The organism is Microbulbifer sp. VAAF005 (genome assembly GCF_030012985.1).
Classification (GTDB): Bacteria; Pseudomonadota; Gammaproteobacteria; order Pseudomonadales; family Cellvibrionaceae; genus Microbulbifer.
In genome coordinates, this window is the sequence record NZ_CP120233.1 from 1,326,959 (window position 1) to 1,346,575 (window position 19,617).

Genomic DNA, 19,617 nt, shown 5'->3' on the forward strand with positions numbered 1-19,617 from the left:
CTCTGCCTAGCAGCCTCCTCCGTCTATAGGAGAAAACGGTGGCAGCTAAGGTCTTTGATACTCAAGACTAAAGAACAAAAGCTTCAGAAATGAAAAAGCCCGGCATAAGCCGGGCTTTTAGAAGATGGCGGTGAGGGAGGGATTCGAACCCTCGATGCCTTTCGACATACACACTTTCCAGGCGTGCTCCTTCGACCACTCGGACACCTCACCAAGTTCTCTTGTCACCCCCTGTTGGGGCTGTCCGTCTTTCGACGCCCTCTCGCCTTAATGAAATCTTCAAATAAATCAATAAGATAGCTACTTTAGCCTTGAGAGAGAGTGCACTTTACCCAAATGTTAGAGAAAGTTCCAGTGAAATCTGAGATGAATGGGCTCCGTACATTCTCTTTGGTGCACATCCAATGCTCTTGGTTAGATTTCATACAAATTGTGTGCGCTCATACGACCAATACCGTTTAGAATTTGAACACCGCACACCGACCAAGTAATAAGGGGCTGGTATGGCGGAGGATCTGGGAAAGAAAGGGGGAACGCCCAGTGGAACCAGTCAAGACTGCATAGCAAATCTATATCCAACCCGATACAGCCTGAGTACAGGGTGTAAATTGACTGCTAGTACCTTTTCATAACCTATCGGTGTCTAAAACTTACCTCAAGAAAGTGTCCTGCCCATCCTGTTAAAGGCAACAAAAGAGAACTATAACGTGGCCACCAGGGCAAGTTTCTTCCAGAACGCTCCAAGGTTCGTCGGTGATACTTCTCAGTGCTCGCTACTTCAGTTCAATAGAAAGCTGGGGCGCACAAGTGCCCCAGCCCACTGACAATTTAAAACTTAGTCAGCACTTTTTGTGAAATACAGGCTGTCTTTTACTCGAGCCCCAGTGCTTGGATTAGTTACATACCAAGTTAACCCGTAATCTCCGGCCTCAAACCACTCTGGTATAGTTAGATAATTCCGAGTGTAGTCCTTTGTCTCAGAGTAATTCAGCACAACATCTCGTGAATTATGAATGGGATAACTATCCCCATTGGGAAAAGTGAGTAGGCTCCATTGCTCAAGTGTAACCAACGATTGTGAAGAGTCTAAATTACGTATACTCGCATCATAATTGACTCTTCCCCCGTAGGAAGGAACTAAAAACTCGGCAGGCTCATCAAGCACAATCGCTAACTGAGTGTCAGAGACGTCACCCTCAACAACCAGTTCAAGATCCCATAGCTCTACATAACCACCTTGCACTCTGAGCTTTATCTCACCCTCCCCATCCAGTAGGTTTTTCGACAATAAGCTATTTTCATCAACACAGTAGTTGAAATTTTGTAACTGTGAAGAAGGATTGGAGTTGTCCGGAGTTGGCAGAGCATGGTTATATAACAGGTCCACCAGAGTATATTGGGTAGAAATCCAAGGGATATCTGGATCTATAAATTCTTTTTCTACTATAAAAACTGCCGAATTCGCATCTCCATCTTTAACTTCAGTATTGACACAAACTCTTTCGATATTATCGAATTGATAGCTAATATCTAAATCTACCTCATGATCAACCCCATCCTCCAACCTGAAAGGAAATGCCTCACCGAGGTCTATTTTTGAACTTAATGTATCCGCCTGAATCAATGACGGTGCGCAGATTAAAGCAATACCAGCGATAGAATTTTTCAGCACACCACTGTGCATAGGGTAGCTTGCATCCAGGTTTTTCAAAATCAAATTCCATTTAATACATTATGAGATACAACAAAACTTCGAACAGATTTTAGAGCCACTTCCTGAGAAAATATGGTTCACATCATAGTAATCCATATTTATCGCCGATCTTGTATAGATTCACCTTATGGTAAATACCATTCATCCACTAAAGACCAACTAAATTAAATCTGTCCAATATATTGTATTTCAACTCTCCCTGTCTCCACAAAAATTTTCACTCCACAATCGTCCCAATTGAAAAACTCAAGGATAGTACCTACACAACCAACCCTGATAAATCGCTGATCAACCGCTCAATAAAATCCATTAAAGTAATCGGACTCTTGACATAGAGTCAGCCTGATAAGTAGCTCTAACAATCAAGCACCGGGAATCCCCAGTGCTGATATTGATCGATACATACACTGGAAGGCTTTCATCATTGGCTAATATCTTTGTTATCACATAAACCATATGCGTAGATCTTCCAGCCATATTAATTCACACACCATTTTGACCTCAGTCGCAATAGCAGCTCACAGCCTTAGCAATTTTTTGATTCATAGTATCTCGCTCGATAATACCGAAGCAGTGGCCGTCATTGACAGCATAAGTAAATTTTACATGCCAAACCCTGCATACTGTGAAAATATATAAGGATTGTAAGTAAGAATTCACCACCAAACAGGCAATAATCACGAAGATAATTTAGCCAGGAAATTTAATATATAACCGTGAATTAGCTGCGAATTAGAGAATGTAGCTACAATTTAAAAATAGCGGCAGAGAATTACATTCCCAGTGAACACTCTCACGAAACTAACTTAAATAAAATAACCTGGGCAGACGAAAAAATTGCCCCAAAATGAGAGGAAATATAAAACGATCAATTAAACATCCTGGGTGAAAATAGCCTTTTACAGCTCCCTCAAATCAAATAACTCATCGATTTTAAGCCCATTCGAATTTGGGCCAATCTTTGGGGCATCCCGTCCTGAAGAACCAAAAAAAGTGTCACAAATAACGGCTGGAACTACCAAAAGACAGAATGGAATTAAGCGAGAAAAGAAACAAAAAAGCCCGGTATAAACCGGGCTTTTAGAAGATGGCGGTGAGGGAGGGATTCGAACCCTCGATGCCTTGCGACATACACACTTTCCAGGCGTGCTCCTTCGACCACTCGGACACCTCACCAAATTGTCACCCTTCGCGAGGGCTCTCCGCGTTGTAGCGGCCTCTCTCTTCAGCGAAATCTTCAAGGAAATCAGGAAGATAGCTGCTGTGTCGTCGAGAGAGCGCGCACTTTACCCAAATGTACCCGGTTGTGCAAGCACTAATGCGAAAAAAGTATCTCGGACAGTAAAAACGGGGGTTCATAAAGGTGTTTTGTGTCAGCCGCCGCAAGTACCATTGCTATGTACTCTTTCAAATGGGCTCAGGAGATGTCGCAGGTTTAGATGGAAGGCTCGATTAGTCACCTAAACCCAGGCTCTACACTAGTACCGACTAACATAGCTTTCGGGGCCTTCTCTTTCCTTGGGCCCTTAAAGTAAGTAGTTATAGCGCAACTTATCTTTTGCCGACACACCTCCCTTCATCACGGCGCAAAACACCCGGACTCCAGAATTCGGTTTGATCTAGGTTAATAATGTCAGAAAGGCACTCTGTCATAATTCTCCATCCGCTGTAGAGTCAGTGATCGCTATCTATATACCCCCTGTAACGCAAAGCCTTGACGGTGCCCCGCCTGCCTAAATGCAAATCTGCCATGAAAATTGGGAGGTTCTGAGGCTAGAGGTGCGGTAATATCTCTGGCAACAACAATGAGAAAAATATCACTTGCATGCACAGTTTTTTCGCATTCTGTTCCTCGGAGGAGTAAACTGGGCTGCTGGGGTCACGGCGTGGCTATACGGTGGATAGGTAATTCGGAGCCAACCTGTCGCCAACGCGCAAGGTGTTCACTTTCTGCTCAAACGGACAAAGAACAACACAAATGCAGGACCAGCTTGAGGAGAGCACGGGGCGGAATGTTAACCCTCGCTACTCCACCTATTTTCGCACCCTGATTTTATTTGCCGCTGCCGGTACCCTGGCAAACGCGGTGAATTGGGATGCGCCATGGCAATCAGACAAGCTGGTTATTACCGGATCTGCTCTTTTTATCATTGCTTATACCGCTCTCGCTCAATTTATCCTCTACAAAACTGGCGATAAGAAAGCACTGAAAACCCGCCGCTGCCTTTCTTTCCTGGATACAGTACTGATCGGCATCACCATATCCCTGGCAGACTTCAGCATGCTGCCCTCGCTGCTGCTGGTTACCATGGTCCAGCTGAATGCCCTCACTGGGGGAGGCGGTGGTCGCGCTTGGTTTGAGCACAATACCGGCTTATTGGTTGGGGTCGTTATCGGGTACCTGATGCACGAACCATCCCTACTGGTGAGCGCTGACCTCACTATCAGCACCGTAAGCCTGATCTGTATTCTGGCCTATTTATGTGCCTATGCATTCTTTACCCACCGCCAGATTGGCCAGCTTAAGGAAGCCAATCACTCCCTGATGGTTGAGCAACGCGTTAGCAAGGTTCGCTCCTACAAGCTTTCCAAATATCTGCCACAAAAGCTGTGGCGCTCTGTCACTACCGGGGATGAAGAAGCTCTGGTGACCCAGCGAAAGCTCCTCACCGTTTTCTTTTCTGACATCAAAGACTTCAGCCAGCTCACCGAGGAGTTAGAGGCAGAGACCTTTACCCAGCTGCTCAATAATTACCTCTCTGAAATGGCACGCATCGCTGGGCAATACGGCGGCACTATCGATAAGTTTATCGGCGATGCGGTAATGGTTGTTTTTGGGGACGATGAGAGTAAAGGACCAAAGTCAGACGCTCTGCGCTGCGTAGCTATGGCCCTGGCGATGCGTAAACGCGTACGTGAAATGAAGCAGGAATGGTATAACAAAGGTATCTCGCGCCCCCTGCAGGTTCGTATGGGTATTAATACCGGCTACTGTACTGTCGGCATTTTTGGTACCGCTAACTACCAGTCTTACACGGTGATGGGTACCCACGTTAACCTCGCTTCGCGATTGGAAGGCGCCGCCCAGCCGGGAGAAATCCTGATTAGCCACGAGACCTGGGCCATGATCAAACACACGGTAATGTGCCGGGACAAAGGGCATATCACCGTAAAAGGTATTAGTACCCCGGTGAAGGTTTACCAGGTTACTGATCTGCGTAAGAACCTGGGCGGCCAGCAGAGTTACCTGGAGGAGCATGCCCCCGGATTCTCAATGCATTTAGACCTGGATAAAATCCGAAATTACGATAAGGAAAAGGTCTTACAGTCCCTACAAAAAGCAGCATCCAACCTGAAGAGCAAAGTCATTATCTAATTTTATAAAAGGTGCGTAAGCGTAAAATTCTACATAGTAGTATGCATACGCACCGCCAGATTCCCCATAATCCAGACTGTACCCATCACAATAATCAAAAGAATTAAGCTAGAGAAAAGAATTAACGCCAGGTTATCCCTACGGTCCCGTTGGGTTGTTACGTTCAAGAAATATTTTAATTGCACTACCAGTTGCGCAACCCCTAGTAATGCAACGAGAATCAAGACACTTTTATTCTCCTTACCGGTCGTCAGCACTGCGGCAAAAGCCGCCAGAGTGAGCACAATAGACAGGATATAACCTGTGATATACAGACGCAGGTGTTGTGCAAAAGTCGGTTCTTTAGCCATAGACCCAGCCACCGAAATAAACCACGGAAAAAATTCCGATCCAAATCAAATCGAGGAAATGCCAGAATAATGCCAGGCGCAGAAAGCGCAGCTTTACGACATCCCCCAATCCCATAGTGAAAACCTGAACGATCAAAACTATCATCCACAGACAGCCGAAAGTGACATGGAGACCGTGCAAGGGCACTAAGCCAAAAAAGGCTGACAGGTATCCACTGCGCTGTGGCACCCCTCCCTTCTCGGCCATCCCGGCAAAGTCGTAAAGTTCCAACGCCAGGAAGCCCATACCCAATAACAGGGTTATCACCACCCAAAATAGAAAGGCAGCGCGACTGCGTTCATGCTTAACAATAACTGTCGCAATACCTGCAGTGAGGCTGCTGGTTAGAAGAAGCATCGTTTGGGCGAACAAGCTGCCGAAATCAAAAAGCTCTTTCGGGCCCGGCCCTCCGGCGGTAGCGCCCACCATGGTGATATAAATCGCAAATACCACCCCAAAGAAAATCAGGTCGCTCATCATGAAGACCCAGAAGCCAAAGATCACCATTTCGGGATCTCTGTGGATGGCTTCGTGGGGATTGATGCTGCCCGGGCTTTTCGGTGAAGAGACGGGATTCATTTAGATCTCCAGCTTCGCAAGGCCGACATTTCGCGGGGAATCTTCCAGGTCCCGGCTCACTGCCTCGCTCTTCTCGACCAAGGCCAACCAAGCTTCCGTATCCTTCTCTAACTGACTGGCAGGAATAATATATTCCGTTTCTTTGCGGAAGGTGGCCGCGATAACTGCAACCAAAATGGTTAATGCGGAGATCAGTGCAAGCCACCAGATGTACCAAACCAGGGCAAACATCAAAATTCCACTGACAACGCACAAAATAAATCCGAGAGGATTATTTTTAGGGAGCTCTATGTCTCGATAGACTTTAGGCCGCTTATAGGCTTCACCATGCTCCTTAGCCTCAGTAAATGCATCCCGATCAGTAACCTTGGGTATTTCAACGAAGTTATAAGCCGGTACCGGAGCGGGAGAGTTCCATTCCAGGGAGCGTCCATCCCAAGGATCACCCACAGGAACCTGGGTTTTCTTTCGGTCTCTGATGCTTACGATAAATTGAATAACCAGCGAGATTAAGGCCGCCAGAACAATCATTGCGCCAATAAAAGCAACGATCATATAAGGCTTGAATGTGAGATCGGCATAGCTGAATGATCGTCTTGGCATCCCCAATAAGCCGGCGCCATAGAGCGGGAAGAATGTCACCATAAATCCTGCAAACCAGAGATAGGCTGAGCGTTTACCCCATTTATCATTAAGGCGGAAACCAAATGCTTTGGGGAACCAGTAGTTGTACCCTGCCAAAATTCCAAACAGCACGCCGGGAATCAGAACATTGTGGAAATGCGCCACCAAGAACAGTGTATTGTGCACTTGGAAATCGACAGTGGGGTTAGCCAGGATAACGCCGGAGAGGCCACCAATCACAAACAGGATTAAAAAGCCGATGGCATAAACCATTGGAGTGGTAAAGCGTATTCGCCCCCGATACATGGTCGCCATCCAATCGTAAACTTTCACCCCGGTCGGCACCGCGATCAGCATAGTCGCTATACCAAAGGCAATATTGATCGTCGGACTCTGCCCCATGGTAAAAAAGTGATGTAACCACACAGTAAACGACAGAATCGCAATACACATGGTGGCAATCACCAGGGATTTATAGCCGTACAGGGTTTTGGCCGAATAGGTGGAAAAGACCTCGGAAAAAATCCCATAGGCTGGCAGCACCAACAGATAGACCTCAGGGTGTCCAAAGAGCCAAAACAAATTGGCATAGTTCATCATATTTCCACCGAGGTCATTGGTGAAGAAGTGGAAATCAAGGTAGCGATCCAAGCCCAACATTAGTGCGGCAACGCTGAGGGGCGGCATTGCGAAAATCATTAGAATGGAGGCGCAGAGTACGGTCCAACAAAACAGTGGCATACGGAATAAGTGCATTCCTGGACCACGGCATTTATACACGGTGACGGTGAAATTAATTCCCGTTAATGTCGTCCCTGCCCCAGAAAATACGATCGCCCATATCCAGTAGTCAGGCCCAACCCCGGGACTAAAATCCGCCCCCGTATAAGGTGGATAAGCCGACCAACCCCCAGTAGAAAACTGCCCCACTACCAGAGAGACCATCAACAAAATACCGGAGGAAACTGTCACCGCCAGGCTGATTTGATTAAGTACCGGGAAGGCCACATCACGGGCACCAATTTGCAGCGGCATAGCGAAATTAATAAGGCCCACCAAAAACGGAACTGCCACAAAAAACACCATTATGGTGCCGTGCGTACTGAACAACTGGGCAAAGTGATCTGCATAGAGGAAGCCTTCCGGTGCGGCGGCTTGCTGGGCACGCATTACCATTCCCTCCAGCAACCCTCGAACCAACATCACAATCGCAAAAACAATATACATAATGCCGATTCTTTTGTGATCAGTGCTGGTCAACCAATCCCGCCAGAGTGTTCCCCAGACTTTAAACCAGGTCAATAAAAACAGGATTCCCACTGTTGCCAGTATTACTATCGAGCCCGCCACACTGGCAACGGCCTCACTGACAGAGGGCCGCTCAAGAAACCCGCTAAATACCAGAGAATCCCAATTGAGCTTACCCAGCCAACCGTAATCCAAATTGTTCATGGCTGCGCTCCCTCGGCATCATCCTCGCCCCGGCCGAATTTTCGGGTGCCGGGCTGCTCTTCGATGCTCAGCGGTTTACCGGAGTGATAACGCATTACTATTTCGTGAAAAAGGTCTGTGCCCGGCAAGTTAAAATACAGTGTATTTTCTGGCATCTTGCTATTTCCCAGGACTTTGTATGCTTGTTTTTTGGTGTTTCGCTGTGCCAGGCGGTTATAATTTTCTGGACTCAGGACAATCCCACCCGTCCGTACTTGCTTTACCCAGGCTTCAAAGTCCTCATCAGTCACAACCTTGACTGCAAAATTCTGGTCGACAAAACCATTGCCGGTATATTGGGTATTCTCCCCTCTGGTGTCGCCGGTTTTTGTACCGATAAAATTGAGCTTTGTCGTCATACCCGGCATCACATAAATCTGCCCAGCCAGCGCAGAAATAAAGAACGACTGCATTACCGTGTCGCTGGTCAATATCATTGAGACTGGAGTGTGTACTGGTACAACCAATTCACCAACCGTTGCAATATCCAGCTCTGGATAGATAAATAACCACTTCCAGTCGAGCCCTACCACCTGCACTTTTACCGGGGGGACAACGCCCTGTATTTCCTTGTAGGGATCAAGCCGCGCCGTTGCACGCCAGAGCATCACTGACAGCACAATTATGACCAGGAATGGCACACCCCACATAATTACTTCGAGCGGACCATAGGTTTCCCATTTTGGCGCATAGAATCCGTGACCTTTTTTTCTTCGGTATTTAAAGAGGATTACTGGCACCAAGATAAATACCGGGAGAACAGCGACCATGGTGAGTGCCATAGCCCAAAAGAAGTGTACTTTCTGCTCCTCTGCCACTGGTCCCAACGGCATCAGAAAGGTTTCAGAAGCACTGGCTGAATAGGGGATTAATAAAATTGAGAGAAAAACGGGCAGAATAAATAATAATCGTGGAGCGTGCACATCAACACATCTCCAGTACCTTAGACACGCACGCCAAAAAACCACAGGGGCTTTTAGATTCCAATCCATGGTAAAGCCTACCGCCAAAAGTAGTTAGCCGGCATCTATTCCTGCTAACGCTTTGAATTCCCTTTCGAACCATTGAACGCGCACTCTTTGATAGGCCCATCAACGGTTTGTCTCACCAGAATAGCTGAATACAACAGTTTTATTGGCCTGGAGAAACGTTCGATAAAAATCACGATAAATTAGCGGCTATAAAACGCCATTGCCAGACATAGTGCGAATCATCACCTCTACAAACTCGCGTAAATCTCTCTCATTGGGATGGCGCAGCTCCTCCCCTGAATACTTGTATAAAAAAGTATCCGACTGAACCGACCAATAAACTTCGTCACTAGGCGCCGAATATAAACGTGTCTCCACAACAGCAACCTGGGAGTTGCGGATGTTCGGGTTGATCCGTTTTAATGCCAACAATTGGGTAACCAATAAAGTGTCAAATCCCCTCTCCCGGAGTAAGGGTGCAATCTCCCCCATTGAGGGAACACCCGTTATTGCCCCGAGAGCACTCCAGGAATGCGCATCAATACCCGTATCCTGCAGTTGCATGACCCACTCCCTTTCTACCTGCCCACCGACTATCGGCCTCGGTACCAGGGTATATGCGAGTACCAGGGTTTTTCCTAAGCTTTGAATACCAATATATGGGGACTGCCATACCCGCGTAACCACGGTACTGGCTGAAGTCCATCCGAGCAGAAGAGAAATCACTGAAAGGCTGCATAATAACCGAATAACTCGTGCTTGAAATACCTTCTCTCGTTTGACTCGCATAAACCTGAACACCTCGTTTAAACACTTTACTTTTTTAAAACGTCATTCGGGTCGTAAATTGTGTCCTAACCAAAGAGCCCCTATCTCCATCTTTGTCTTTGCGAGCGCCGTAGAGTACCTCGATTCCAGTCAGCCAACGGGGAAAGGGTAACCAGACAATATTGATACTGCGGTATTGGGTTGCTTTGTAGGACTCACCGGGTTGGAAGTCCAGATTATCCTGCCTCACCCTGCCGTAGGTCGCCACGGTATACAGGCAAGGAGTCCACCAGTGCTGGTACCCCAGATACCAGGCTGTAGTGTTTAGTGCCTCTACGGAGTTATCAAAAAAATCATAAGCTGCATCTGGTGGCGCATCATTAAGTAGACCGCTATATCCCGCACCGAGGGACAAAGAGTAATAAAGAACGTCTTTAGAAAGTGCGCCGGGCATATTGAAAGTGCCGCTTAAATTTAATCCCCAGCCGGTAGTCGATACGGCTGAATCCGGATCGCCACTCGCGCGCAAATCCCTTAATACCAAACCCGCTTGTACCTGGGACCTAGGCAAGTCCGACTCCAGCGCAAATACCGCATCGGGCCAGCGGGCAACCTCGGTTGCATCCTCGAATATTTGTGAATCCGGCGCTTCAATAGCCACCTTAAAGTAATACTGTGGCCCGTACCTCTTAATCCATCGGACCATTGAATGGCGCAAGCCAAATGCCGAATTAGGCCCCTGGAAATCCAGGGTATTGGGGACCGCTTCCAAGTTCGCGAATGTTGACCACTGCTGCCCCACAAGAATACTGCCCCCCAAAGCGCATTACTCACTTCTCCATAAGCTTTGCGCATACGGGGGTTGGGAGTGGTAACACTGGAGTCCTGCAGGAAGTCCATCGAAATCAGAGTTTTAAATTCACGTCCCTCCCAGTGCTGCAGGGTCTCAAATACCAACCTGGAGGTCTGCACGGTAAATTCTGTCTGCCCGTCCGCTCCCTCTGCAGCCGTTTTGTCGAAAGTCACAATATCGGCAGGTACAAATTGTGCGGGGCTGATGATCGCGTCGGTATCATAATTAACGTCCAGGTCTGCAAAGCCGCTGAGCTTCGCCTTCATGGTGCTTCCCAACAGGGGAATGGAGCCGGGCCACTCCGTTGTCGCATTGGCAATCACATCTTCGATATCACTGGGGTCAGGTACTGCCTGATCAGACTGGGCCCGCGGCGGAGGTAGCGAACCGGGCGGGACCACTTGGCGTATCTCCTCAATCTGTCGCTGCAAATCATTTAGCTCTCCCTTACTCGCTGGCGCTTCAGCGGGTTGCACAGGAATTACTTCCATTGAGGGGCGGGGTGGTGATGCCCGCTGCATTTGCTCAATTTGCCGGCGCAGGGCTTCGAGGTCTGCCTGTTGTTGCTGGATCTGGGCCTGCTGCTCTTCCAGCTGCTGTTGCTGGGCCTCAATCACCCGTATCAGTTCATCAGCTTTAACATAAACTTCTGCAGTGGAAGGTTGGGAAAAAAGAAGTGGGGCAAAACCGATTACTACGGCAGGGATTACTGGGGACTTCGTATTAATCTCCATCTGTCAGCCTCAACTCCACCTCCTGTGGGGCGGCCAACACAACTACACTGTCGGTTTCCCCGGCCTATCTGGAAAGCGTAGCTTAAGAGTCCGCAGCGCCAACCCAGGCCGGCACCAAGCAAAGATTGAAATTGAAGGACCGTACCACCGGGGACTCCGGTGGCACTTAAGAAAGGAAATTACTGGCGGGCAAAACGCGGAGGCATACGTTTCTCAATGCGAGTCGATCTCAGCGGATTAATATCCAAGCCGCCACGACGGGTATAGCGGGCACATACAGTTAACTCGGTAAATTCCGCCAGCTGTTGCAAGTCGCAAAAGATACGCTCGACACAGTGCTCGTGAAAATCCTGGTGTTCGCGGAAGGAAACAATATAAGCCAACAGTGCCTCTCGCTTCAGTGCCGGCCCTTTATAGTCCACAACCACTGTCGCCCAATCCGGTTGTCCCGTTACCGGACAATTACTGCGCAGCAAGTGGCTATAAAGAACCTCACTCACATCTTCCTCACCGCCTTCGAGGGCGAGAAGTGCAGGATCCGGCTCGTAATTATTCACTTCTATATCGAGATGATCCAGACAGTAGCCCTCTGGCTTCTCAACTGCCAGCGCTGCATCTTCCACATCCATCAGGGTAACGCCGACATTTGCCCCCGCCGCTGCAGAGAGGTCCCGTACCAGGGCATCCTGTACCAATCTCCAGGATTCAAACTTGCTCTGGTTGAAAGAGTTTAAATACAGTTTGAAGGATTTTGACTCCACCATGCAGGGGCTTTCTGCAGGAAAACTAAAACGAGCCACCGCCACCTGTGGTTTGCCCCTGGGGTTCAGCCAGGAAAGCTCAAAACCCCACCATTCATCCTCTCCAAAGAAAGGCATTGCGCCGGCAGAGAGCCCCAACTGGGCTCGGGATACAGAGCGCTGAATTGGATGGAGCAACTCGGGGTTGTAAGTGGATTCGTAGGTGGTCTCCTGCCCCAGGGGGAGGTTTTGCCAGTCTTCTCTTGTCATAAATTTGCTCAATGTCTCAGTCGCTTACCGTGGCTCATCAGATAAATGGCCCAGGATCCCAAAAGCGCAATAAATACCAGGACGCCAAAAAATGCCCCGACAACATTAATATCGGAAACACCCAAAATGCCGTAACGGAAGGAGTTCACCATATAAAGAATGGGGTTCAATTTCGACAACCCCTGCCAAAAAGGCGACAGCAGGTCGATAGAGTAAAACACGCCTCCCAAGTATGTGAGGGGAGTTAATACAAAGGTCGGAATAATAGAGATAGCATCAAAACTATTGGCAAAAATAGCATTGATAAACCCGGCCAGGGAAAACAGCACCGCCGTCAAAAATACAATCGCTACCGTGACAAAGATGTGCTCTACCGTCAGCGAGGTAAAAAACATCGCTACGAGAGTCACTATCAACCCCACCATTAATCCCCGTGACACGCCACCGAGAACATAGCCCGCCATAATCACCCAATTCGGCGTTGGCGAGACCAAAAGCTCCTCCACACTGCGCTGAAATTTAGCGCTGTAAAAAGACGAAACTACGTTGGCGTAGGAGTTGGTAATCACCGACATCATGATCAAACCCGGCACAACAAACTCGATATACGGATAGCCCCCCATATCACCGATTCGCCGACCAATCAGGGAGCCAAAGATCACAAAGTACAGTGACATAGTGATTACCGGCGGTACCAGGGTCTGTGGCCATATACGCATAAAGCGCCGGACTTCCCGACGATAAATAGTGCTGAATGATATCCAGATTAATCTGCCCTTCACTCTTCTAGCCCCGACATTTTTTCTTCCGACAACATGGACAGGAACAATTCCTCCAAGCGATTGGCGCGATTGCGCATACTGGTGACTGTGATGCCCTGCCGCTGCAATGACGCAAATACCTCGGTCAGAGATTGTCCCTTTTCAATAGTGACTTCCAGTGAGTGGTTGTCTCGCAAGCGCCCTTCATAACCGGACAAGTCCGGGCACTCAGTGAAAAATTCCGCGCAATCCAGGATAAAGGTTTCCCGGTTCAGGGTTTTCAGTAGTGACTTTATCGAAGTGTTCTCGACAATAGTGCCCTTGTCGATTATCGCTATATTGCGACAGAGGCTCTCGGCTTCCTCCAGGTAGTGGGTGGTGAGGATAATTGTGGTGCCCTGCTGGTTTATTTTTTCCAGGAAACTCCACATGGAACGCCGCAGCTCTATATCCACTCCGGCTGTGGGTTCATCCAGAATCAGCAACTTCGGTTCGTGAATCAGCGCGCGGGCAATCATCAATCTGCGCTTCATACCGCCGGAGAGCATGCGCGCCTGGGTAGCGCGTTTATCCCACAGGCCCAACTGTTTCAGGTATTTCTCAGTGCGTTCTTCAGCCAGTTTGCGCGGCATACCGTAAAAACCGCCCTGGGTAACGACAATGTCGAACACTTTCTCAAACTGGCTGAAGTTAAATTCTTGTGGCACAACACCTAACAGGCGCTTGGCCGCAGCAAAATCGACGTCGATATCCTCACCAAAAATCGACACTGAGCCACCGCTTTTGCGCACAAGGGAACAGATGATACCGATTGTGGTGGACTTCCCCGCCCCATTGGGACCCAGCAGCGCAAAGAAGTCTCCCGGCTGCACGTCAAAACTGATGCCTTTCAGGGCCTGGAAACCATTGTCGTAGGTTTTCTGTAAGTTATGGATCGATAGCGCGGCGCTCATCTTGCACTCCTATAGTGGGGAGCGTTATTCAACGCGCTTGCCCGAATAATTTCAACCTGAGGGGAGCTAGGGTTTTTCATACACGTCACTTGGTGGGATGAACCGGAGCTTGCAGGAGTCCCGGGCAAAAGTAACCGTGCAGAAGATAAGAATTACTATATCGGAAAAACAAAAAGCCGCTCGATTGAGCGGCTTTTTATTTTTGGAGCGGGAAACCGGGTTCGAACCGGCGACCTCAACCTTGGCAAGGTTGCGCTCTACCAACTGAGCTATTCCCGCAATTGACCCGGTAGCATTGCTACCGGGTCGTATTGGCATCCCCAAGGGGAGTCGAACCCCTGTTACCGCCGTGAAAGGGCGGTGTCCTAGGCCTCTAGACGATGGGGACAGAAACTTGCACTTCGACCTTTCGATCCGGTGCTGCCATGCTGCCCATGGCAATGCCACTGATTTCTCGGTGGCGTGCTCTCCGAGTTGACTAGAGATCATCTCGCAAAGCAGAAAATTGGAGCGGGAAACCGGGTTCGAACCGGCGACCTCAACCTTGGCAAGGTTGCGCTCTACCAACTGAGCTATTCCCGCAATTGACCCGGTAGCATTGCTACCGGGTCGTATTGGCATCCCCAAGGGGAGTCGAACCCCTGTTACCGCCGTGAAAGGGCGGTGTCCTAGGCCTCTAGACGATGGGGACAGAAACTTGCACTTCGACCTTTCGATCCGGTGCTGCCATGCTGCCCATGGCAATGCCACTGATTTCTCGGTAGCGTGCTCTCCGAGTTGACTAGAGATCATCTCGCAAAGCAGAAAATTGGAGCGGGAAACCGGGTTCGAACCGGCGACCTCAACCTTGGCAAGGTTGCGCTCTACCAACTGAGCTATTCCCGCAATTGACCCGGTAGCATTGCTACCGGGTCGTATTGGCATCCCCAAGGGGAGTCGAACCCCTGTTACCGCCGTGAAAGGGCGGTGTCCTAGGCCTCTAGACGATGGGGACAGAAACTTTGCACTTCGACCTTTCGATCCGGTGCTGCCATGCTGTCCATGGCAATGCCACTGATTTCTCGGTGGCGTACTTTCCGAGTTGACTAGAGATCATCTCGCAAAGCAGAAAATTGGAGCGGGAAACCGGGTTCGAACCGGCGACCTCAACCTTGGCAAGGTTGCGCTCTACCAACTGAGCTATTCCCGCGTGGCATCCCCAAGGGGAGTCGAACCCCTGTTACCGCCGTGAAAGGGCGGTGTCCTAGGCCTCTAGACGATGGGGACCCAGAAACCTTCTGTCGTTTCGCTCCACCTTTGAGTGTAGCCCTGCGTCAGAAGTGGGGCGCATTCTATGGACCACCGCTAAACCTGTCAACACTCTTTTTGATTTTTTTTCTTTTGTTGTCAGGCACTTACAAAACCCAGCCATTTCTGGAGTGCATTCTAGTACCGCTCTGTGCCAGTTCCCTCGAGCACCAGCGCGTGCAGGTGTAACTCTTCCAGAAATTGGCGGATACGCTTCGCATTGGTACCCAAGTCACTGACCCCGACTCGGGAGCTGGAACGCACATCGACTTTGGAGCCACCACCCACGTCAGCGCTGACCCGTACAACGATATCGTCCGTAAAACCGAGGATCGGTGTTTTCGCTACAGCCTCCAGGTGGCCCCGCTGAGGCTCATAGGAAACCACTTTCCAGCCCAGGTCTTCGGCCACTTCAGCAGCGATCTCAGTGGTACGGGCTATCGGGAAGTCCACGTGCAACGGCATTATATCGGCATATATATCTGCCTCCCGCTGCAATTCGGCCACCTTCTCTCCACCGTATTCGGCACTGTTGTCGCCTTTCTGGCGCAACTTCAATACCTCTTGATACTGGGGGGGATTGCGGGTATCGGTACTGATGTCGTGAATTCTTGGCACATCGAAGTTGCCCTTGCCTACGGTTACCAGAGGTATTGCCACCGGCAGCAGTCCGAGCAACGCCGCCCACAGAGCATTGCTGCGCACCAACGGCTTGCTCTTGCTCACTCCCCAGACAAAAACAAACAGGCTCAGTAGCGCAATTGCCAAGGCTGCACCGCCAGAAAACACAAATATTTTGAAAACCACAGAGAAGTGCAGTAACCCGTAACGCAAGGCGGCAGCCGCAAGGACGATCAGCAGTAACAAAATCCACTGCACCCGCAATAGCCAATTACTCCAGTGTGATTCCGTCACTCAGTGTCATCCTCCGTTTCATCGCAGCCCTGGTCCAGCTTCACCGATAGAGAGTTCACACAGTATCGAAGTCCCGTATCGGTGGGGCCATCGTCGAATACATGGCCGAGATGGGCATCGCACTTACTACAGCGAATCTCTACTCGCTGCATACCGTAGCTGCTGTCAGGCAGCTCCTTCACCGCACCTTCATAATGCTCTGCATCAAAGCTGGGCCAACCACAACCGCTCTCAAATTTTGACTGCGAGCCGAATAAAACCTCGCCACAGCAACGACAACGATAGATGCCATCGTCAAAAACATCCCAATATTCGCCGCTAAACGGCGCCTCTGTCCCACCTTCCCGGCAGACCTCAAACTCCTCATCTGTAAGCTTATCCCGCCAGTAGTTCTCATCCATCTGTTTTGACATACTCTAGTGTTTCCGTAATCAATTGGGGTTTCCGGTCAGGCGTCACTTTGTGGCAATGCCTATATGTATCGGTTCCCGGTTTCCCGCAGGAGTGGTACCTACCGCTGGTGGACATTACCCGGTTTTCGCGCACTGAACTCGCGGCCCTGGGCCGCTCCTGCTCTGCAATAGAGCTTCCAGGTCACCATGAAGGACATCAATAAATCAGAAAAACTGCACGGCGTCTGCTACGAAATTCGCGGCCCCGTGATGGAGCAGGCCCAGCGCATGGAAGAGGAAGGCCACCGCATCCTCAAGCTGAATATTGGCAACCCTGCCCCTTTCGGTTTTAACGCCCCCGACGAGATTATCCAAGACGTCATTCACAATCTCTCTGAGGCACAGGGCTACGTCGAGTCCAAAGGGCTTTTCGCTGCGCGTAAGGCCATTATGCAAGAGTGCCAGACCCTGGGTATCCCGGGCGTCGAGATTAACGATATTTACCTGGGCAATGGCGTCTCCGAACTGATCTCCATGAGCACCCAGGCCCTTCTCAACAATGGCGACGAAATGCTGTTGCCAATGCCCAACTACCCCCTGTGGATGGCCGCCACCAACCTCACCGGTGCCAAACCGGTTCTCTATCGCTGCGAAGAGGAGTCCGGATGGCTGCCTGATATTGAGGATATCAAAGCAAAAATCACTTCAAAAACCCGCGGCATAGTGGTTATCAATCCCAATAACCCTACTGGCGCCGTTTATCCCCGGGAACTACTGGAGGATATTGTCGAGGTTGCCCGCAGTCACAACCTGGTGATCTTCGCCGATGAGATTTATAGCAAGATTCTCTACGACGATGCGGAATTTACCCCGATGGCCAAGCTCGCCCCAGACGTGCTCTGCCTGAGTTTTAACGGCCTGTCCAAGTCCTACCGCCTGGCCGGCTTCCGCTCTGGTTGGATGGTAATCAGCGGCACCAAACATAGGGCCAAAGGTTTTATCCAGGGGATGGAAATACTGGCTTCTATGCGCCTGTGCGGCAATGTACCCGCCATGTTCGCAGTACAAACCGCTCTCGGTGGCTACCAGAGTATTAACGATTTGGTCCTGCCCGGCGGGCGCCTGCGCCAACAACGAGATATGGCCCACCGCATGCTCAATGACATTCCCGGTGTGAGCTGTGTCAAACCTAGCGGTGCTATCTACTTGTTTCCCAAGCTGCATCTGGATCATCATAAGATCGAAAATGACGAGCAGCTGGTGCTGGATTTCCTGCGCCAGGAAAAAATACTACTGGCTCAAGGCAGTGCCTTCCACTGGGATGCACCGGACCACCTGCGCATTGTCTTCCTGCCCCGTGCCGACGACTTATCGCATGCGATGGAACGCTTGGGCGACTTTTTGGAGCGATATTCCTGCTGATGCTGGACGATTTACATATTCACGATTTTTACCGGGATGCCGGCAGGATACTGCTGGCAATGTTTAATCAATTCCCGGTACCGGCAACCGTTTACGTGGAAGATATTTCCGGCCCCGACTCACCGGACGAATACGGGCTGCACTCCCCCCGCCATTTAGCCTGCCTGGGATCCATGACCTGGCTTAAGCAGAGCGGCTACATCAATTTTTCCCAGCTGGTGCGCCAGGAGGCGATGGAGGATGCGGTATTAACCCACAAGGGATTCCTGCTAATGATTAATGCCGGAGCCGAGTCCGGGCAGAGCAACGCCCAGTTGCTCAACAGTGCTGTGCGCGAGGGATCATCAGGCCAGTTGCAGGCGCTGATGGAGCGCTTGATGCGGGAGTTTGCCGCGCTGTAAGAGGCTCCTTAATGCGCGGCATTGGCAATCGTCATTACTGGGATTGGCGACGATATTTAACGTGCAACATTTTTAGGGCAGCATCCGGGTCCCGATCAGGGAAATCCGGGTTCTGCTCCAAGCGAGCTACAACTTCATAACCGCTGTCAGATCCGAGGATTAACTCTCTAAATTGGGCTTCGCTGTGCCGGGGCGAGTTGATCACCATCAGCAGATCCGCCTCAGCGGCGAGACAAGCGGGCAGCTGCCTCAGCAACTTTTCATAATTCTGGCTGACATCGAAGCGACCTTTTTGACGTGTCGGCGGATCGACAATGCCCAGGTCAAAGGGGCCGCGACGGTCGAAGCGCTTGAATTGACGCAGTGCATCGAATTGCAGGAACTGAACCCCTTTGAGCGACAGCCCATTAACCTCGTGATTTTCCCGTCCGCGATTTAAAACACCGCGATTGACATCCACATTGACAATATCGATATCACCTGCCGCTCGCGCGACCGCAGAAAAGGCACAGGTGAAAGCGAAAAGATTGAGCATTTTTGCCGACGCCTGCCCAGCTCTTGCACGCACCTGCTCCTCAAGCCAGGCCCTGCCCGGCTCAATATCCAGGAAGAAACCAACATTTTGTCGATCAAACGTGAGGGGGAATTTAAGGTCTCCACGCTGCGCGACCGGGTCTGTTACCGGTTCGCCAAAGTGCCACTGTAAAGGTGCCCCAGGGAGATAGCGTCGCTGCGCAGCGACCCCCTGATAACCTCGCGCCTCGGCCATTTGCCAGAGCTTTTCACACAGCTCTACTTCACCTTCATATTCTTCAAAAAAGTCACCAACAAAGCGGGGAAAAAGCTGTCAACGCAGACCTGCTCCAAGCCCTCATAGCTGCGACCCCGGCCGTGAAAAAAACGGCGGCTGTCGACAACATTTTGCCCTAATTTATTTTCTACCTGCTCCAGCAGTAACTGCCAATCTGCACTCATC

17 protein-coding genes and 10 tRNA genes are annotated in these 19,617 nt (G+C 50.1%); 3 read left to right on the plus strand and 24 right to left on the minus strand.

What is annotated here, in order from left to right; translation table 11 throughout:
- Positions 1-125: 125 nt before the first annotated feature.
- The 3 genes from P0078_RS05855 to P0078_RS05865 form a co-directional block, all read right to left on the minus strand.
- Positions 126-213: transfer RNA gene (locus P0078_RS05855), tRNA-Ser, on the minus strand.
- A 622-nt stretch (positions 214-835) separates the two neighbouring features.
- Complete coding sequence (locus P0078_RS05860; protein WP_282933534.1) at positions 836-1,711, minus strand: hypothetical protein; 876 nt, start codon at positions 1,709-1,711, stop codon at positions 836-838.
- Positions 1,712-2,802: 1,091 nt separating this feature from the next.
- Positions 2,803-2,890: transfer RNA gene (locus tag P0078_RS05865), tRNA-Ser, on the minus strand.
- Positions 2,891-3,692: 802 nt separating this feature from the next.
- On the opposite strand from P0078_RS05865, the gene P0078_RS05870 reads away from it, so the two are divergent.
- The gene (locus P0078_RS05870) at positions 3,693-5,090 is read left to right on the plus strand and encodes an adenylate/guanylate cyclase domain-containing protein (RefSeq protein WP_282933535.1); all 1,398 of its coding nucleotides are present in this window, start codon (positions 3,693-3,695) and stop codon (positions 5,088-5,090) included.
- 29 nt (positions 5,091-5,119) lie between these two features.
- On the opposite strand, the gene cyoD is transcribed toward P0078_RS05870, so the two are convergent.
- From cyoD to msrB, 19 genes are all read right to left on the minus strand, one after another.
- Positions 5,120-5,440, minus strand: a complete 321-nt coding sequence (gene cyoD, locus P0078_RS05875) for a cytochrome o ubiquinol oxidase subunit IV (RefSeq protein ID WP_282933536.1) — start codon at positions 5,438-5,440, stop codon at positions 5,120-5,122.
- The gene (locus P0078_RS05880; protein ID WP_282933537.1) at positions 5,433-6,059 is read right to left on the minus strand and encodes a cytochrome c oxidase subunit 3; all 627 of its coding nucleotides are present in this window, start codon (positions 6,057-6,059) and stop codon (positions 5,433-5,435) included. The genes cyoD and P0078_RS05880 overlap by 8 nt, the downstream gene beginning before the upstream one ends.
- Positions 6,060-8,135, minus strand: coding sequence for a cbb3-type cytochrome c oxidase subunit I (locus P0078_RS05885; RefSeq protein WP_282933538.1), 2,076 nt, complete (start codon positions 8,133-8,135; stop codon positions 6,060-6,062).
- The gene (locus P0078_RS05890; protein ID WP_282933539.1) at positions 8,132-9,097 is read right to left on the minus strand and encodes a cytochrome c oxidase subunit II; all 966 of its coding nucleotides are present in this window, start codon (positions 9,095-9,097) and stop codon (positions 8,132-8,134) included. The genes P0078_RS05885 and P0078_RS05890 overlap by 4 nt, the downstream gene beginning before the upstream one ends.
- A gap of 255 nt (positions 9,098-9,352) precedes the next feature.
- A complete protein-coding gene (locus tag P0078_RS05895) occupies positions 9,353-9,934 on the minus strand; it encodes a hypothetical protein (protein ID WP_282933540.1) in 582 nt (193 codons plus the stop codon).
- A 34-nt stretch (positions 9,935-9,968) separates the two neighbouring features.
- Positions 9,969-10,715 carry a DcaP family trimeric outer membrane transporter gene (locus tag P0078_RS05900; RefSeq protein ID WP_282934559.1) on the minus strand — a complete coding sequence of 249 codons (747 nt, stop codon included), beginning with the start codon at positions 10,713-10,715 and terminating at the stop codon, positions 9,969-9,971.
- A 964-nt stretch (positions 10,716-11,679) separates the two neighbouring features.
- A complete protein-coding gene (gene queF / locus P0078_RS05905) occupies positions 11,680-12,510 on the minus strand; it encodes an NADPH-dependent 7-cyano-7-deazaguanine reductase QueF (protein WP_282933541.1) in 831 nt (276 codons plus the stop codon).
- An 8-nt stretch (positions 12,511-12,518) separates the two neighbouring features.
- Entirely contained in the window at positions 12,519-13,292 is a 774-nt protein-coding gene (locus P0078_RS05910) for an ABC transporter permease (RefSeq protein WP_282933542.1), read from the minus strand.
- Complete coding sequence (locus tag P0078_RS05915) at positions 13,289-14,224, minus strand: ABC transporter ATP-binding protein (protein ID WP_282933543.1); 936 nt, start codon at positions 14,222-14,224, stop codon at positions 13,289-13,291. The genes P0078_RS05910 and P0078_RS05915 overlap by 4 nt, the downstream gene beginning before the upstream one ends.
- Positions 14,225-14,427: 203 nt before the next feature.
- Positions 14,428-14,503 (minus strand) — tRNA-Gly (locus tag P0078_RS05920).
- Positions 14,504-14,536: 33 nt separating this feature from the next.
- Positions 14,537-14,612, minus strand: a tRNA-Glu gene (locus tag P0078_RS05925).
- Between the two features lie 118 nt (positions 14,613-14,730).
- A tRNA-Gly gene (locus P0078_RS05930) sits at positions 14,731-14,806 on the minus strand.
- A gap of 33 nt (positions 14,807-14,839) precedes the next feature.
- Positions 14,840-14,915 (minus strand) — tRNA-Glu (locus P0078_RS05935).
- Between the two features lie 118 nt (positions 14,916-15,033).
- A tRNA-Gly gene (locus P0078_RS05940) sits at positions 15,034-15,109 on the minus strand.
- A 33-nt stretch (positions 15,110-15,142) separates the two neighbouring features.
- Positions 15,143-15,218: transfer RNA gene (locus P0078_RS05945), tRNA-Glu, on the minus strand.
- Between the two features lie 119 nt (positions 15,219-15,337).
- Positions 15,338-15,413, minus strand: a tRNA-Gly gene (locus P0078_RS05950).
- 1 nt (position 15,414) lies between these two features.
- Positions 15,415-15,490: transfer RNA gene (locus P0078_RS05955), tRNA-Glu, on the minus strand.
- Between the two features lie 159 nt (positions 15,491-15,649).
- Positions 15,650-16,426 (minus strand): DUF1499 domain-containing protein, encoded by a 777-nt coding sequence (locus P0078_RS05960; protein ID WP_282933544.1) that lies wholly within the window; start codon positions 16,424-16,426, stop codon positions 15,650-15,652.
- Complete coding sequence (msrB, locus tag P0078_RS05965; protein WP_282933545.1) at positions 16,423-16,839, minus strand: peptide-methionine (R)-S-oxide reductase MsrB; 417 nt, start codon at positions 16,837-16,839, stop codon at positions 16,423-16,425. The genes P0078_RS05960 and msrB overlap by 4 nt, the downstream gene beginning before the upstream one ends.
- Before the next feature lie 186 nt (positions 16,840-17,025).
- Here msrB and P0078_RS05970 point away from each other — a divergent pair, with 186 nt between their 5' ends.
- On the plus strand, positions 17,026-18,240 hold the full coding sequence (locus P0078_RS05970; protein WP_282933546.1) for a pyridoxal phosphate-dependent aminotransferase: 1,215 nt from the start codon (positions 17,026-17,028) through the stop codon (positions 18,238-18,240).
- Positions 18,240-18,641 (plus strand): hypothetical protein, encoded by a 402-nt coding sequence (locus P0078_RS05975; RefSeq protein ID WP_282933547.1) that lies wholly within the window; start codon positions 18,240-18,242, stop codon positions 18,639-18,641. The genes P0078_RS05970 and P0078_RS05975 overlap by 1 nt, the downstream gene beginning before the upstream one ends.
- A gap of 34 nt (positions 18,642-18,675) precedes the next feature.
- On the opposite strand, the gene P0078_RS05980 is transcribed toward P0078_RS05975, so the two are convergent.
- Both P0078_RS05980 and P0078_RS05985 read right to left on the minus strand, forming a co-directional pair.
- On the minus strand, positions 18,676-19,410 hold the full coding sequence (locus P0078_RS05980) for a class I SAM-dependent methyltransferase (RefSeq protein WP_282933548.1): 735 nt from the start codon (positions 19,408-19,410) through the stop codon (positions 18,676-18,678).
- A gap of 23 nt (positions 19,411-19,433) precedes the next feature.
- Positions 19,434-19,616, minus strand: a complete 183-nt coding sequence (locus P0078_RS05985; protein ID WP_282933549.1) for a class I SAM-dependent methyltransferase — start codon at positions 19,614-19,616, stop codon at positions 19,434-19,436.
- Position 19,617 lies beyond the last annotated feature (1 nt).